General features: G+C 62.9%; 7 protein-coding genes, 1 tRNA gene, 2 rRNA genes and 1 pseudogene. 6 read left to right on the forward strand and 5 right to left on the reverse strand.

Annotated features, from left to right (window positions below):
* The first annotated feature begins 121 nt into the window (after nucleotides 1-121).
* From QP166_RS00020 to QP166_RS00030, 3 genes are all read left to right on the forward strand, one after another.
* Nucleotides 122-2,913: ribosomal RNA gene (locus tag QP166_RS00020) — 23S ribosomal RNA — on the forward strand.
* Nucleotides 2,914-3,039: 126 nt separating this feature from the next.
* A 5S ribosomal RNA gene (gene rrf, locus QP166_RS00025) occupies nucleotides 3,040-3,154 on the forward strand.
* A 49-nt stretch (nucleotides 3,155-3,203) separates the two neighbouring features.
* A tRNA-Met gene (locus QP166_RS00030) sits at nucleotides 3,204-3,280 on the forward strand.
* On the opposite strand, the gene QP166_RS00035 is transcribed toward QP166_RS00030, so the two are convergent.
* A complete protein-coding gene (locus QP166_RS00035) occupies nucleotides 3,237-4,208 on the reverse strand; it encodes an alpha/beta fold hydrolase (RefSeq protein WP_333917209.1) in 972 nt (323 codons plus the stop codon). The genes QP166_RS00030 and QP166_RS00035 overlap by 44 nt on opposite strands.
* A gap of 158 nt (nucleotides 4,209-4,366) precedes the next feature.
* On the opposite strand from QP166_RS00035, the gene QP166_RS00040 reads away from it, so the two are divergent.
* Nucleotides 4,367-5,326 carry an IS481 family transposase gene (locus QP166_RS00040; protein ID WP_333914047.1) on the forward strand — a complete coding sequence of 320 codons (960 nt, stop codon included), beginning with the start codon at nucleotides 4,367-4,369 and terminating at the stop codon, nucleotides 5,324-5,326.
* Between the two features lie 22 nt (nucleotides 5,327-5,348).
* Nucleotides 5,349-6,338, forward strand: a complete 990-nt coding sequence (locus tag QP166_RS00045; protein ID WP_333914048.1) for a FecR family protein — start codon at nucleotides 5,349-5,351, stop codon at nucleotides 6,336-6,338.
* 187 nt (nucleotides 6,339-6,525) lie between these two features.
* Here QP166_RS00045 and QP166_RS00050 read toward each other — a convergent pair whose 3' ends face one another.
* The 4 genes from QP166_RS00050 to QP166_RS00065 all read right to left on the reverse strand — a co-directional run bounded on the left by QP166_RS00050 (nucleotide 6,526) and on the right by QP166_RS00065 (nucleotide 13,206).
* The gene (locus QP166_RS00050; RefSeq protein ID WP_333914049.1) at nucleotides 6,526-8,247 is read right to left on the reverse strand and encodes a hypothetical protein; all 1,722 of its coding nucleotides are present in this window, start codon (nucleotides 8,245-8,247) and stop codon (nucleotides 6,526-6,528) included.
* 29 nt (nucleotides 8,248-8,276) lie between these two features.
* Nucleotides 8,277-9,419, reverse strand: coding sequence for a PEPxxWA-CTERM sorting domain-containing protein (locus tag QP166_RS00055; RefSeq protein WP_333914050.1), 1,143 nt, complete (start codon nucleotides 9,417-9,419; stop codon nucleotides 8,277-8,279).
* A gap of 99 nt (nucleotides 9,420-9,518) precedes the next feature.
* Nucleotides 9,519-11,369, reverse strand: a complete 1,851-nt coding sequence (locus tag QP166_RS00060) for a toll/interleukin-1 receptor domain-containing protein (RefSeq protein WP_333914051.1) — start codon at nucleotides 11,367-11,369, stop codon at nucleotides 9,519-9,521.
* 229 nt (nucleotides 11,370-11,598) lie between these two features.
* Entirely contained in the window at nucleotides 11,599-13,206 is a 1,608-nt protein-coding gene (locus QP166_RS00065) for a DUF5597 domain-containing protein (RefSeq protein ID WP_443027171.1), read from the reverse strand.
* Nucleotides 13,207-13,308: 102 nt separating this feature from the next.
* Here QP166_RS00065 and QP166_RS00070 point away from each other — a divergent pair.
* Nucleotides 13,309-15,653: pseudogene (locus QP166_RS00070) on the forward strand (glycoside hydrolase family 31 protein).
* The last annotated feature ends 35 nt before the right edge of the window (nucleotides 15,654-15,688 follow it).

Genomic DNA, 15,688 nt, shown 5'->3' on the forward strand with positions numbered 1-15,688 from the left:
TAATATCTGGCTGAGATTAATCACCCGCACCGATTGACCGTAGCGGCGCTATGCCGAGTGGTTGGGTGGGCCGTGCAAGCGGCTCAGCTGATCCAGCGCTGTTGTTGGTGGTGTGGGCTCTCAAGCGTGAGGTAAGGGCAATTCGTGGATGCCTTGGCGCATACAGGCGATGAAGGACGTGGCACGCTGCGATAAGCTGCGGTGAGGTGTGAGCAACCTTTGACCCGCAGATTTCCGAATGGGGAAACCCACTCATCCTGATTATCTGACTTTGGTCAGGTAATTGGGAATTTGAGTATCTCGATACTGAATACATAGGTTTCGAGAAGCGAACCCGGGGAACTGAAACATCTCAGTACCTGGAGGAAAAGACATCAACCGAGATTCCGTTAGTAGTGGCGAGCGAACGCGGACCAGGCCAGTGCCTTGATTTCAACTAGCAGAACGAACTGGAAAGTTCGGCCGTAGCGGGTGACAGCCCCGTATGCGAAAGTGATGATCAAGGACTCGAGTAAGGCGGGACACGTGTAATCCTGTCTGAACATGGGGGGACCACCCTCCAAGCCTAAATACTCGTATGCGACCGATAGCGAACTAGTACCGTGAGGGAAAGGTGAAAAGCACCCCGATGAGGGGAGTGAAACAGTACCTGAAACGGATTGCCTACAAGCAGTTGGAGGGTCCTTGAGGCCTGACAGCGTACCTCTTGCATAATGGGTCTGTGACTTAATGTTTCAAGCGAGCTTAAGCCGATAGGTGTAGGCGCAGCGAAAGCGAGTCTGAATAGGGCGACATAGTTTGAAGTATTAGACCCGAAACCCGGCGATCTATGCATGACCAGGATGAAGGTGTGGTAACACACACTGGAGGTCCGAACCGATTAACGTTGAAAAGTTACCGGATGAGTTGTGCTTAGGGGTGAAAGGCCAATCAAGCCGGGAAATAGCTGGTTCTCCGCGAAAACTATTGAGGTAGTGCCTCGGATGGACACCCTAGGGGGTAGAGCACTGGATGGATGCGGGGGTCGCGAGATCTACCAACTCTAACCAAACTCCGAATACCTAGGAGTGATATCCGGGAGACAGACGGCGGGTGCTAAGGTCCGTCGTCAAAAGGGAAACAGCCCTGACCTACAGCTAAGGTCCCCAAGTCACGTCTAAGTGGGAAAGCATGTGGGAATCCCAAAACAACCAGGAGGTTGGCTTAGAAGCAGCCATCCTTTAAAGAAAGCGTAACAGCTCACTGGTCTAGCTAAGGGTTCCTGCGGCGAAGATGTAACGGGGCTCAAGACGTGCACCGAAGCTTAGGGTGTGTCCCAGACTTGATCTGAGGATACGCGGTAGCGGAGCGTTCCGTAAGCCTGCGAAGCGATCTGGTAATGGGTCGTGGAGGTATCGGAAGTGCGAATGCAGACATGAGTAGCGATAAAGAGGGTGAGATGCCCTCTCGCCGAAAGACCAAGGGTTCCTGCGCAAGGCTAATCCGCGCAGGGTGAGCCGGCCCCTAAGACGAGCCCGAAGGGGGTAGTCGATGGGAACCACGTTAATATTCGTGGGCCTGGTGGTGTGTGACGGATGGCGTGTGTTGTCAGCTCTTAACGGATTGAGCTGGCTTCGAAGCTGTCCCGGGAAATAGCCCCACCGTATAGACCGTACCCGAAACCGACACAGGTGGTCAGGTAGAGTATACCAAGGCGCTTGAGAGAAGTGTCCTGAAGGAACTCGGCAAATTGCCTCCGTACCTTCGGAAGAAGGAGGCCCCATGTAGGCGCAAGCCATCATGGGGGGCACAGGCCAGGGGGTAGCGACTGTTTAGCAAAAACACAGGGCTCTGCTAAGTCGGCTTCAAGACGACGTATAGGGCCTGACGCCTGCCCGGTGCCTGAAGGTTAAGTGGAGGGGTGCAAGCTCTGAAATGAAGCCCAGGTAAACGGCGGCCGTAACTATAACGGTCCTAAGGTAGCGAAATTCCTTGTCGGGTAAGTTCCGACCTGCACGAATGGCGTAACGACTTCCCCACTGTCTCCAGGACATGCTCAGCGAAATTGAATTCTCCGTGAAGATGCGGAGTACCCGCGGTTAGACGGAAAGACCCCGTGCACCTTTACTGCAGCTTCAGAGTGGCAGTGGACAAGAACTGTGTAGCATAGGTGGGAGGCTTTGAAGCATTGGCGCCAGCCGGTGTGGAGCTACAGGTGAAATACCACCCTGTTGTTGTCTATTGTCTAACCTCGTACCGTGAAACCGGTACAGGGACCCTCTGTGGCGGGTAGTTTGACTGGGGCGGTCGCCTCCTAAAGAGTAACGGAGGCGCGCGAAGGTGGGCTCAGGCCGGTTGGAAACCGGCTGTTAGAGTGCAATGGCATAAGCCCGCCTGACTGCGAGACTGACAAGTCGAGCAGAGACGAAAGTCGGTCATAGTGATCCGGTGGTCCCTCGTGGAAGGGCCATCGCTCAACGGATAAAAGGTACGCCGGGGATAACAGGCTGATAACCCCCAAGAGCTCATATCGACGGGGTTGTTTGGCACCTCGATGTCGGCTCATCACATCCTGGGGCTGGAGCAGGTCCCAAGGGTTTGGCTGTTCGCCAATTAAAGTGGTACGTGAGCTGGGTTCAGAACGTCGCGAGACAGTTTGGTCCCTATCTGCCGTGGGCGTCGAAATTTGAGAGGAGTTGACCCTAGTACGAGAGGACCGGGTTGAACGTACCTCTGGTGTACCTGTCGTCGTGCCAACGGCGCAGCAGGGTAGCTATGTACGGACGGGATAACCGCTGAAAGCATCTAAGCGGGAAGCCTCCCTCGAGATAAGATTTCACAGGACGGTCGGAGACCACGACCTTGATAGATCGGATGTGGAAGCGCGGTAACGCGTGAAGCTAACCGATACTAATCGTCCTATTCGCGCTTGAGAGCACACACCCCCAACAACAGCGTTGGATGCGGGTGATGACATCCAGCCAGTAAATCAGTGCATCGATTTTGAACCAGATCCTCCCGGCCGCAAAACCGGGAAGAACTTATGTGCAGGCTCCATTGCCTGGTGGCCATAGCGTCGGTGAACCACCCGATCCCATCCCGAACTCGGCCGTGAAACCCCTCTGCGCCAATGGTACTATCGCTCAAGCGATGGAAGAGTAGGTCGCCGCCAGGCATTGCAGCTCGCACATAAAAAGAACCCATTCACTCTCCCTACACCTCGGCGCGGGGTGGAGCAGCCCGGTAGCTCGTCAGGCTCATAACCTGAAGGTCACAGGTTCAAATCCTGTCCCCGCAACCATCCATACCACAACAGCCCCGCCTCGATAGAGACGGGCCTGTTGTGCGTTTGGCGCGCACGCTTCCTCCGCGAACGCCAGCATCCGGTACAGGTCACCGTACAGCTGGATGGGGCGGCGCTTGCCACCACGCGCGCTGCCTGGCTGCACCACGATCTTCTCGATGAGCGGGCGGATGGTCTGCCGGGCGCTCGCACCGTCGGTGGAGGCGAGGTGCGTGTCGAGCTCGGCAATAGCGCGCGTGTACAGGCTCTCGTAGTTCGCCGGCAGGCGCACGACCGGCGACGCTGGCGTTGCAGCAATGATCTTCTCCAGTCGCCGTTCCTCGGCTTCCAGATCCTTTACCCGTGTCGTCAGTGCGCGGGGGGCCGTGGCAAGGTCATCGACAAGGCTATCGAACGTTGCCGTATCCGTGATGCCGGTCAATTCAGTGCACACCAGCTCAGGTGGCAACGCAGCAGGCTTTGCGGAGAGCTGAGCCAATAGCGCTGCGCGCGCCGCGGCACTGCGGCTGATCACCGGCAGACGCGATCGCAGGACGCGGAGCAGCTTCGCAGAGAGGCCAATCGTGGTGCGGAAGAAGGAACGCTCCCAACCCCGCCAAAAACCACCCGGATCAAGCGAGACGACGTTGCCGGCCTTCCCCCGGCGAGCCAGTTCCAGCACGATCCGGGCGCCCATCGAGCTGCCCACGACATCGATACCGACAAGATCGTTCGCCACGAGGTAGCGCTCGACGCTGCCGACCAACCCTTCGAACGTACCGCTGTCCTGCTCGGCCGCTGTTGCACCGTGGCCGGGGAGATCGATGGCGATCACCGATCGTTCTGCTGCCAGGTCGTCCAGGATCAACTGCCAAGCACGCCAGCTGCTACCCAAACCATGGATGAGCAGAAGCGGCTTGCCGACGCCGCGAGTGATGTGATGCATGAACCATGATCCCTTCAGGGATCTTCAACGTTCGAACGGCCGTAATGGCTCGCGCATGCAGGAACGCTGCCACGCACGCGTCGGCATGCTTGCTTTGCTAGGTGTTTGATCCCACGGTTTGATGGTGCGATCCTTTCGTTGGAATGGAAGGAAGCCGTATGGGACAGGTACGTCATGGGTGCGCCACGACCACGCACGCCGTCCGAGCAGCAATACAGCGATCGCAAGCTTCGCTCGCGACGCTGAGCCGGGAACTCGGGATCAACCCGAAGACGGTCGCGAAGTGGCGTAAGAGGGCGACGGTCGAGGACCTGAAGACCGGGCCGAAGGCCCCTCGTTCAACGACCCTGACTGAAGCCGAGGAGGCAATGGTTGTGGCGTTCCGGCGCCACACGTTGCTGCCGCTCGACGACTGCCTCTACGCTCTGCAGCCGTCGATCCCGCACCTGACCCGGTCAGCGCTGCACCGATGCCTACAGCGGCATGGCATCTCCCGCCTGCCGGACATCGAAGGCGACAAGCCGAAGCGGCAGCGCTTCAAGCGCTACCCGATCGGCTTCTTCCACATCGATATTGCCGAGGTGCAGACCGCCGAAGGCAAACTGTACCTTTTCGTCGGCATCGACCGCACCAGCAAGTTCGCGGTCACCCAACTGGTTGAGAAGGCTGACAGGCGGACAGCCTGGGAGTTCCTGGAACACCTGCTGAAAGCCGTGCCTTACCGCGTTCACACGATCCTCACCGATAATGGCATCCAGTTCGCCGAGCAGCCGCGTAATCGCAACACCGCCTGGTCGCGCCAGATGCGCTTCGACATGATCTGCGACGCAAATGGCATCGAGCACCGACTCACGAAACCGAACCATCCATGGACCAACGGTCAGGTCGAGCGAATGAACCGCACCATCAAAGAGGCGACCGTCAAACGCTTCCACTACGAAAGCCACGACCAGTTGCGCACGCACCTCGCCGACTTCATGGCCGCCTACAACTTCGCCCGCCGGCTCAAGACGCTCAGCGGTCTCACGCCCTACGAATACATCGCCAAGATCTGGACGTCAGAGCCAGACCGGTTCATCGTCGACCCGATCCACCAAATGCCAGGACTAAACACCTAACGGCGGTCAAGGTGCGTCGACCATGAGCCGCGCAGCACAGATCGAGGAAACCGCGGCACGCTGGGTCGCCCGCCGGGAAGGCGGCGACTGGTCGGCCGAGGATGAGGCCGAACTCGCCGCCTGGCTCGACGAGCAGCTGGCGCACAAGGCGGCCTTCTGGCGATTGCAGCACGGCTGGGCCGCCGCCGATCGCGTCGGCGCACTGGGCTTCCAGACCAGAGAACCGCGCATTCGCCGCATCAGGATTTGGCCTGCCCTCAGGACGATCGGTCCCCGCGCGGGCAGCGCCATCGCCGCATCATTGGCCGTGGCGATCGGCGTCGGCACCTATGCTTTGCGATCGCCCGACGAGCGCCTCGTGGCTGTCCCGCAGATCGCGGTTCAGACGCCGGTCGGCGTCCAGCGGACCATCGCGCTGCACGACGGCAGCCGGATCGAGCTGAACACCGCGACGGTCGTGCGAACCGCATCGGCCGGCGACGCGCGCGAGGTCTGGCTCGACAAGGGCGAGGCCTATTTCGACATCGCGCACCGGCCCGACCGTCCGTTCGTGGTCCATGCCGGGCCGCGCACCGTCACCGTGTTGGGCACGCGCTTCACCGTCCGTCGCGAGGGCGAGAAGTTGACCGTCGCCGTGCTGTCCGGCCGCGTCCGCGTCGAGGACGCGACTGCCGGCACCGACGCGCGCGCCGCCGTCATCGGCCAAGGCGACATCGCCTACGCACAATCGCACGGCACCTTGGTCGCCCTCGCCGCGCCCGCACGCGTCAGCGCGATGACCGGTTGGCGTGATGGCTTGCTGGTGTTCGACAACCAGCGGCTGGGCGATGCCGTCGCCGACTTCAATCGCTACACCGACCGCCCGATCCGCATCGCCGATTCCAAGGTGGCGGACATCCGCATCGGCGGCACGTTCCAGATCGGCAACAGCGCCGGCTTCCTGGATCTGCTTCACTCCGCCTACGGCTTGAATGTGCGACCGCAAGGCGATGAGATCGTCGTCCAACCGTAAACCGCCGCCCGATTCGGCCAGTTTTCAAGGCTTGGTAACGCGCGCAAATACGGCCAACGAAGGCGGTGTTGGTGAGAACTTCCTCGCCCACGTTGCCGATCACGAGGGAACCAAGGCGGTTCGCATCAAACTCGATCGATTGGTGGCCGCTTAGCGCTGACCCGAAGCCGAGCGCACCCAGATGAGTCTAGCCGGGGAGGCTCAGCGGTCGTGCCCGTATCGCTCGGCTCCACTGCGACACGTCGGCGGTCAGCAGTTCGGCAGTCCGTCGGATCAGCCGGCGCAGTGAGTCGAATTCCGGCACTTCATCCTGCGCGATCCGGCGCAACGCGATCAGATGCGTCGCCAGCGCGGCGTTGCGCTCCGCGGCACCAGCGAAATCGCCTTGCATGCGGATGCCGTACACCGCCGCGCCGATCGCAGGCAGCGATGCGCTGACGACTGTCACGCCAAGTGGCAGGGCATGTTCGACTCCTGGCTCATGCAGGAGGAACGTCCAGACCAGTTCGATGCCCAGCACGCAAACGCATACCAGGGCGGTAATCGTGAACAGCAGGCCACCGAACCGGTGCAGGCGATGTTCCAGCAGATGCATTCGCCCAGCTTCGCGTTCGACATAGCCGATCTGGTCGTCGAGCAGTGCGATAAGGCTCGCATGCGCCTCGACCAGGTAGCGAGCGTCGATCTTGCCCGAAGGTAAGGCGATCCGGCGCGCGATGTCGCGCCGCTGCCGCCCGGCGCCGGCGCCTTCCTCGGCGCGGACGCCGCGCAAGAAAAGATCGCCGAGCGGAGCGGACACCGCGAGGCAGCGAAGCTCTTCTGCCAGCGTCCGCGCCTCAAGCCAGCGCCCGTGCCAGCCAGCGCGCGAGCCCCAGCGTGTGATGATGAGGATAAGCGCGATCGAGGTGAATTCGCCTGCGGCAAGCAGCGGCTTTATCGCCGTCGGGACGACCAGTCCGAGCAACGCGAGCGTCACCGAGAAGGCGGCGAGCGCAAAGCTGCTGACGAAGGCGCTACGGAACAGCTGGGCGGCGAGACTTGCCTTGCAGTCGGCGGTGTCGAAGCGGGGCCAGAGCTGTTCGTCGATGCGGGTCTGCAACGTCTTGGCTGGGTGGGCGGCGACGATGCGGGTCGGCGGGCAGGGGCGCCGCAGGTCGGCGAAGCGGATCCGCCGCACACCCGTGACGGCCAGCAGCAGCGGATAGGCGATCGCCAGTAGCGGCGGCGCATCTCTGCTAACCCGCTGAGTTGTAGCATCTATTGGAACCGAAGAGAGCCGCGTCATGAGGCGTGGAAGGTCGGCGAGCGTCCCGCGCGCAACGGTATCCACGGCCTCCAGCCCCGACTCATGATCGTTCAGCCCGCTCCACAGCAACAGTGGCGCGCGCGAGCCGTCGGGGCGCAGGACGATCACCGGGACTGCCTGCGCGACCGCCTCTGCGACGATTTGCGCTGCGCCCCCGCGACCGCGTGGCGGACCGCCGTCCCAAATGGCGATCAGGATGTCGCTTTGCGTCAGCATCACGCGACCGGCGCGCTCGTAAGCGGCGGCTTCGCCGCCGGGCTCGTCGCGTTTCCCCGGCAATTCGAGGATGTTGGCGGAGAGATCCAGACGGCGGTGGAATTCCCGCGCGGCGGCTTCGTCGAAGTCCGTCGCATAGTCTTCCCGCGCGAACGGTAGGATCGTATCGAGCTGCCATCCTGTCGCGAGTGCGGCGTCGGCGGCGAGCATGTCGGCGCCCTCGGCGAGGCTGCCGACAAGACGGAAGCTATTGTTCGGCCCCGACTTTTCGAGCGCGCACATCAGCTCGGCAAGCTGTTCGCGCAGCTTTGCGAGGTCGACATCGATCAGTCGGTCGGGGCGATGACCGGTGATCCCGACCGCAACCGGAGCTATTTCGGAGGACATGCCGGTCAAGTCACTGACGTGCAATGCTTTCAAGCCGTAATCCGCCGACCGCCGCGCCGCCGCAACGCGCCGCCGATGACGCCGAAGCCGAGGATCATGGTCATCCATGTCGTGGGTTCGGGAACACCGGATGTGCCCGCGGTGTCGATCAGACTGGGAATATAGTTGCCGACATAGGTGATCGGGGCATTGGGCGGCGGCGTTTCGATGGTCCGATCGCTGCCCGAGGCCATGAACGCGAAGGGAATGAGGCTCGCCTCATAGTCGCGCGTGATCACCGCATGGACACCGCCATCGATCGTAGGATCGTTGGCGAACAGCATGCGGGCGGCGTTCTCGGTGCCACCACCCGTATTTCGTGGATCGCCGAAGATAACTTGCGCCGCATTGCAATTCAGGATGTCGACGCACGTGTTGAAGGACTTGACCGTATATGACGCGGTGTAATCCACGAAGAAGGTCTGGCCCGTGAAAATGCCTCCGAGCTCCACCCCCAGCGGCGTGGCGCTCCAGTCATAATATTGACCGGCACCACCGTTATCGCCCTTGCGGGTGTCAGTGAAGGGGTCGGTGACCCCGTCAGCCGTGACGCGCAAGCCGAACACGTCGGAATTGCCGGTCGCGGAATACAGCTCGGTCGGTCTACCGATGGTTCCGTCAGCCGAAACGTTGGTTCTGCTCACCGTGAAGTCGAACGATGCCGCCGTGTTCTCGTAGCTTCCGATGCCGACGAGTGCGAGATGTCCCGGCGTGATCAACGAGTCGAAGCGAAGACCTTCCAGATTTCCAGCGTCGTCGACTGAAACCTCGAAGCGGATGTTGGTGCTGGACGTGATCTGACACTGGCCGACGCAATAATCGTTGTGGAGAAAGTAGAAGCTGTCCTTCGTCACCTGACCCGTATAGTCCACGCCAAGTTGCGATGAAGGATCGGGGCGCCGGTCCGATTGCAGGATGCGCCCCTGGCTCCCACCCGTGGTGGAGGATGGTGGCTGACCATCAAAGGTATAAGAATACAAATTGGTGACGCTGACGCTGCGGATCGAAATGCCCGGGACGAAGTCGGCCGCGGACGCCGGAGTCGCAATAGCGGCTGCGAGCGCGGCGGCCGTTATCGAGCACAGGGATCGAGATACCAGCTTTTCCATAAAACCCCCCAGTTTTCCGATCATTAACCCTTTTTAATAACGGAGAAAAGCCCCAGTACCGGCTCATTTTCGTGGGTCATCTTCACCACGCCTGTATCGCGCAGCAGCTATTCGACGGCAGCTTCAGATGCCGGTTTGACACAGTCTTCGCAGTGTCCCGAGTGCCGGATCTGCTGAATTGAGGCGAAGGCGAAGCGCGAGTGCCGCGTGACAATCCTTCGAGGCATCGGCGGCCCGCCCAGCGGCAGTAAGTATTCTTGCGCGCAAGGTCAGAAGTTCGGCCTGATCGGGATCGTCGGGACCATATTCGCGATCATAAATGGGCTTTACGATCGCCACCCGATCAAGGGCCTTTTCAGGGTGATTGGCGGCGAGCTCGGCTTCCGCGGCGTAAAATTGTACGTCCGCGACTCGCGTGCTGTTGGCGCCGTAGACTTTGCTGTAGAGTTCGATTGCCCGCGCGAAGCTGCGAATGGCCGCGTCTGGCTCACCTGCTCTCGTGAGCACGCGTCCATCCAGGATGAGTGCCGTGCCGATAAGCGGATGAAGCGGATCGAGGATGCGCTGATAAATTGCCAGAGCTTCATCAATCCGCGTCTTTGCAGACGTCACTCGACCGGCTTCGAGATCCGCACGTGCCTGATTACGAATAGCATCGGCGGTGCGGACATGATTGCGGCCGTATTTTTCAAGATACAGGCGAGCCGCTCGCGAGAAGACGACTTCCGCCTGCCTGCCGTTTTCGGCTTGCAGCAGGTTTTCACCCTGATTCAGTAGCGCTCGAGCAGTATCGTCGCGATGATCGCCAGGAAGGGCGGCATATAATTGCGCGGCCTTGCCCAAACGCCCTGCGGCTTCCTGATAGCGTGCTTTAAGCGTCGCTACGCGTCCTCGGCTTTCAGTTGTTTCGGCATCGAGTTCCTCGGCGTTCGGCGACCTGCTGTCGTAACTCTTGCTTGCAGCGTCGATCGCCTGTGTGCTCGCGCCGGCATCACCCCGTTGTCGATAGATTCGAGCCATCATGAGCAGCGTCCGCGCGCGCTCCTCGCCCTTGGCCGGCAATCGCGCCAAGGCAAGGTTGAGGTCGCGCTCCGCCTCCTCAGCGACGCCGAGGTTCGTGTAGATCTCCCCGGTCGCGCGCAGCAAGCGCGCGCTGACGCCCGGTTCGTCGGCCAGCTCGTTGGCCGCACGGTGACTGGCGCGATCGAGGATGGTCAGCGCAGTGATCGTGCGGGGATTCTCCGTCGCCGGGTTGGCGATCTGGAAGGTGCCGATCAGGAAATCGAGGCTCTTGTCGGCGAGTTCGCGCTGGCGGACGGCGACGCGGCGCTGTCCCTCGGCGTAGATGGCGAGGCCGACCGTCACCGCCGCCACGACGAGCGATGCGGCGGTGATCCACATCAGCCGGCGTTGGCGGCGCGCGGCGTCGCGGCGGGCCAGCGCGTCGAGCGGCACCCCCGCAACACCGGCGATCAGCTTGAGCGCCGCCAGCCGCCGACCATCCTTGCCGGGCCGGATGTCGGCAGCGATCGGCTCGGCGGGGGTAGCGGACAGGTTCTGGTCGGCGCCGAGTTGAAAGCGCAACGCGGGCGGGAAGCATTCGCGCTCGTCGCCGGCATAGGGCTCGCCCGATACGATCAGGGCCAGCGTGCGATGTTCGCCGTGGAGCCGCTTGAAGCTGAGGATCTCTTCGTTGACCCAGCGCGACTGCGCCGCTTTGGGGCTGCACAGCACGATCTGGAAGCGCGAGGCGGCCAGCGCGGCGCGCAATTCCGTGCCGAGATCGCCGCTTGCCGCCAGTTCGTCCCGGTCACGGAACGAGGGCAGGAGTTTGCGCTGCACCGGCCCGAAGCTGCTTGCCGTGCCGACGAGCGCACGCGGCATCCGGAACGTTTCGAGACGACGATGCAGCCAGCGCGCGGCGGATGCGTCGGCGTGGCTGTAGCTGATGAAAGCGGCGTATCGTTCAGTCATGAGGCCGCACCGCCGGGGCAGAGCCTTGGCAAGCCATGACGACTCGTCACCTGCTGATCCCCCCGATCATCAGTGGCGGTTCAAGAGTGGCAGATTTGGATTAGACGTCAATATCCGGGGGATAGCGGGCGCTGGCGCAACGCTTTGGCGCGCCCAGCCATCACGATCTCAGCCGAGAAGGATGCGGGCGCGCCAGGTGCCGGTCCGGGATGACGAAAGCGCGTCGCCGTCAGCGATAGCGCCCCATCGTCACCTTCAACACCTGCGGCCGGTCGATCAGATTGATGCCATAGTCGGTCTGGTCGCCGTTCAGGACCCGTGACGTCACCCACCGCCCCTTTTCGAAGGCGCCTTCCTCGACCCGTAGCATCATCGCACCGGGGGCCTTGTCCGCCGCCTCGATCTGGACGCGGACATGGTCGCCGACGATCAGGAATTCGTCGGGGGAGAGTTGCGCCACGGCCATCCCGCCGATCGGCTCGTTCGCCCATGGGGCGGGATCGGCCTTGAGCCACGTCCAGTCGCGCATCCCGAACTGCCATTCGCCCCACGACGCCTTGATCGTCCATGCTCCCATCCGCGTCGACTGCGCGGTGTTGTCGTCGGGCTTGGCGACGCCCCACGTCGGGCGTTCGTAGGCGATCCGCGCCCAGTCGCGCATGATCGTCCCGAACATTCCATAGGCGAGCGCCAGCGGCGCCAGCGTCGCGTCGCTCAGATCGCGGGCGCCGAGCGGGAAATTGAAATAGCCGCTGTCATCCATTCCGAACGGCGCATAGCCGATCCCACCTCGACCGAGCGTGGCGTAGACATAGCGGTGGAAGTCGCGCGCGTTGCCGACCTCGGGCACCATCAAAGCGTTGTCGGGGCGCGCATATTTATCGAGATACGCGGTCGCGTTGGCGCTCTTGCGATCATAGATGTCGGGCGCGGCGAAATCGACGTGCGGGGCGGCGGCCTTCCAGATGTCGAGCACGTCCTGCTGCGGGCCACCGCTCGCCACGCCGTCCGGATCGGGAACGTTCGAGGGTCCAGCGAGCGCGGCATTGACGTACATCGGCAGCGGCTTGATCGCCTTGCCCGCCGCGGCGATCGCATCGACGTAGGAGGCGACGTACCATGTGTTGAAGGCGCGATCGGCCTGCGCGCCGAATACCTGCGTCCAGGTGCCGTTGCGGCCGACCCGCTTGGCGAGCGGCGCGGGAATCGCCTTGGCGAACAAGGCGTTCGCGGCGGCGGAATAATCGCGCGGGTTGCGGTAGCTGCCGGTTTCGTTTTCTGGCTGGACCATGATGACGGTGTGCTGAGGATCATGGTCGCGCAGATATTCCATGACCTTGACGAAGGCGGCGCGATCCGCCGCCAGCGTCGCCGCGCCATGCGCGCTGAGCACACCGTGATCGCTACCATCGCGCTTCTTCATTCGCGGGAAACGGCGATTGTCGAGCTTGACCCAATCGGGGGTGTAGCCGGGCGAAGTGTTCTTCCACGTCCCGAACCACAACAGCACGACGCGCTTGTCGTGCGCGCGCGCCTGATCGAGCAGTTGCTGGAGGAAGGAGAGGTCGAAGCGACCTTCCTGCGGCTCCACCTGTTGCCAGGCGATCGGCACCTCGACGGTGTTGGCGTGAATGCGATCGAGCACCGACCAGGTGGTCTTCAGTGCCTCCGCATAGTTGCTCGAATTGTTGACCTGCCCGCCGAGGATCGTGAACGGCGCGCCATCGACGATCAGCGCATGGCGACCGTTGCGGCTCTCCAATCGCGGAAGCTGCGCCGTCGCGGCGGTCGTGGTCGCGAGCATTAGCCCCGCGGTAAAGATGGTTCGTCCGATCATGTCCTCTCCCGTCACCTCGGTCGAGGCTGACTTGTGCGGCGGATCATCCTGCCGCAAAGGAATGGTAGCGCTACGAACGCTGAGCGCAACGGGGAGTGGGTGATGATCGAGCAGGCGGATCGGATCGGGACGACGCGCGCGTGGCGTGCCGCACTGTTGGGGGCCGCGGCGCTCACCGCCATTCCCGCGACCGCTGCGCCGCTCGCCACGCTCGATCGCAATGGCGCATTGGTCGCCGTCGAGCCCTACGCACCGAACATCGTGCGCGTGACGATCGCGCTGGATCGCGCGCTCGCCGATGCACCGCCGGGCGATGGCCCGAACGCCAGCGCCGACGCCGCCGGCTGGCAGCATCGCAGCGACGCGAGCGGCGACGTATTCGCCTCCTCCGCGATGACCGTCACCGTCAAGGCGCAGCCGTGGCCGGGCGCACCGTCGCAGATGCAGCGCTATTTCGCGCCATCGCTGCCGCCGGTGTCGATCAGCTTCGCGGACGGCGGCGGCCGCGCTTTGACCGAGATGAAGGGGTGGGAGCGTGCGCCGCACACCGTGACCGGCGAACAGACCTTCAAGGTCGGCGCGAGCTTCTCGGTCCAGCCGGACGAGCATTTTTATGGCCTTGGCCAGAACCAGGAGGGGACGCTCGACCTCAAGGGTCGAACGATCGATTGCCGGCACAATTACGACGCGCCGGCCGGCGAGACGGTGTGCGTACCGTTCATGGTGACGAACAAGGGCTATGGGATCGTCTGGGACAATCCCTCGGCGCTTACGGTGTCGGCGGGGCTCAACAACGCCACGCATTTCCAGTCGAACGTCGGCGAGCGCGTGTCGTTCTTCGTCATTTCCGGCGCGACCACCGACCAGCTCTATGCGGGTTATGCCAAGCTGACCGGCACCACGCCGCTGCCGCCCAAGGCGGCGTTCGGGCTGATCCAGTCCAAGGCGCGCTACGAGACGCAGAAGGAGCTGCTCGACGTTGCCGACGGCTATCGGCGGCGTGGCTATCCGCTCGACGTGATGGTGCTCGACTGGTTCTATTGGACGCGGATGGGGCAGCTCGACATTGATCGGAACTTCTTCCCCGATCCCAAGGGGATGAACGACGCGCTCAACGCCAAGGGAATGCGCTCGATCATCAGCGTGTGGCCGCGGTTCGAGAAGGAGTCGCGCTATTACGACATGCTGGCGGCGAAGGGATGGCTGCTCCACCACAAGGACGGCACGCCGGTCGACGGATTGGCGGTGCGCTCCGATCGTGCCGGGGCGCTGATCGATTCGACCAACCCGGAGGCGCGCGCGTGGTTCTGGGAGAAGCTGCGCGACAATATCGGGTCGCAGGGCTTCGACTGGTTCTGGCTCGACGAAACCGAGCCGGACCTCGTGCCCGATGGCTATCATTATTCGATCGGCACCGGCGACCGCTTTCACAACCTGTTCCCGCTGGTCCACACCGGGGTGTGGCGCAGGGGACCGCGCGCGATCGGCCGGATCTGCGCAACCTGATCCTGTCGCGCGCTGCCTATCTGGGCGTGCAGCGGACCGGTGCGCTGTTCTGGTCGTCGGACGTGCAGTCGACCTGGGAAGTGCTCAAGCGGCAGGTGCCGGCCGGTCTGGGCTTCACCGCCAGCGGCATGGCCTATTGGAGCAGCGATACCGGCGGGTGGCAGTGGCCGAACGGTCCGGCCGCGCAACGCCCGGTGCTGCTCGATCCCGCCGGGGCGACGGCGATGGGCGCGAGCTACACCGATTATCCCGAGCTGTTCGCGCGCTGGTTCGCGTATAACAGCTTCACCCCGACGTTGCGCATCCACGGCCAGCGCCCCGCGACCGCGATCTGGGAATATGGCGCGGCGGCCGAGCCGGTGCTCGCGAAGTTCCTGAAGCTGCGCTACGCCTTGATGCCGTACCTCTATTCGCTGGGCTACGGCACCTACAAGACCGGCGCGCCGTTCATGCGCGCGCTGTTCATGGATTTCCCGAACGATCCGAACGTGGTGACGATCGGCGACCAATATATGTTCGGTCCGGCGTTCCTCGTCGCGCCGGTGACCGATCAGGGGATGACCGAGCGCAAGGTGTATCTGCCGGCGGGGGCGGACTGGTATGATTACTGGACGAACCGGCGCTATCCCGGCGGGCAGACGATCACTGCCGCGGCACCGATCGATCAAATCCCGCTGTTCGTGCGGGCCGGATCGATCGTGCCGTTCGGCGCGGCGGTGCCGAGTACCGCGACCAACCAGCCGCTGGAGCAGATCCGCGTCTATCCGGGGCGCAGCACCAGCTTCACGCTGTATGACGACGATGGCACGACCAATGATTACCGCACCAAGGGCGGGCGTAGCGCGACGCTGACATGGGACGATGCCGCCGGACGGCTGAGTGCGTCGGGACGGTTGCCGACCGGGCAGGATGCGGCGCGATTGGTGCAGGTGGTGAAGTAAGGCGACGCCCCGGCCTCCGCCGGGGCGCGCCAGTG

The sequence above is a fragment of the Sphingomonas sp. LR60 genome (assembly GCF_036855935.1).
In the GTDB taxonomy this organism is placed as follows: domain Bacteria; phylum Pseudomonadota; class Alphaproteobacteria; order Sphingomonadales; family Sphingomonadaceae; genus Sphingomonas.

Coding starts and splice junctions, on each gene's coding strand:
- QP166_RS00060 (WP_333914051.1), bottom strand. CDS start 11,369: ATGACTGAACGATACGCCGCTTTCATCAGCTACAGCCACGCCGACGCA.
- QP166_RS00045 (WP_333914048.1), top strand. CDS start 5,349: ATGAGCCGCGCAGCACAGATCGAGGAAACCGCGGCACGCTGGGTCGCC.
- QP166_RS00040 (WP_333914047.1), top strand. CDS start 4,367: ATGGGACAGGTACGTCATGGGTGCGCCACGACCACGCACGCCGTCCGA.
- QP166_RS00055 (WP_333914050.1), bottom strand. CDS start 9,419: ATGATCGGAAAACTGGGGGGTTTTATGGAAAAGCTGGTATCTCGATCC.
- QP166_RS00050 (WP_333914049.1), bottom strand. CDS start 8,247: ATGTCCTCCGAAATAGCTCCGGTTGCGGTCGGGATCACCGGTCATCGC.
- QP166_RS00035 (WP_333917209.1), bottom strand. CDS start 4,208: ATGCATCACATCACTCGCGGCGTCGGCAAGCCGCTTCTGCTCATCCAT.
- QP166_RS00065 (WP_443027171.1), bottom strand. CDS start 13,206: ATGATCGGACGAACCATCTTTACCGCGGGGCTAATGCTCGCGACCACG.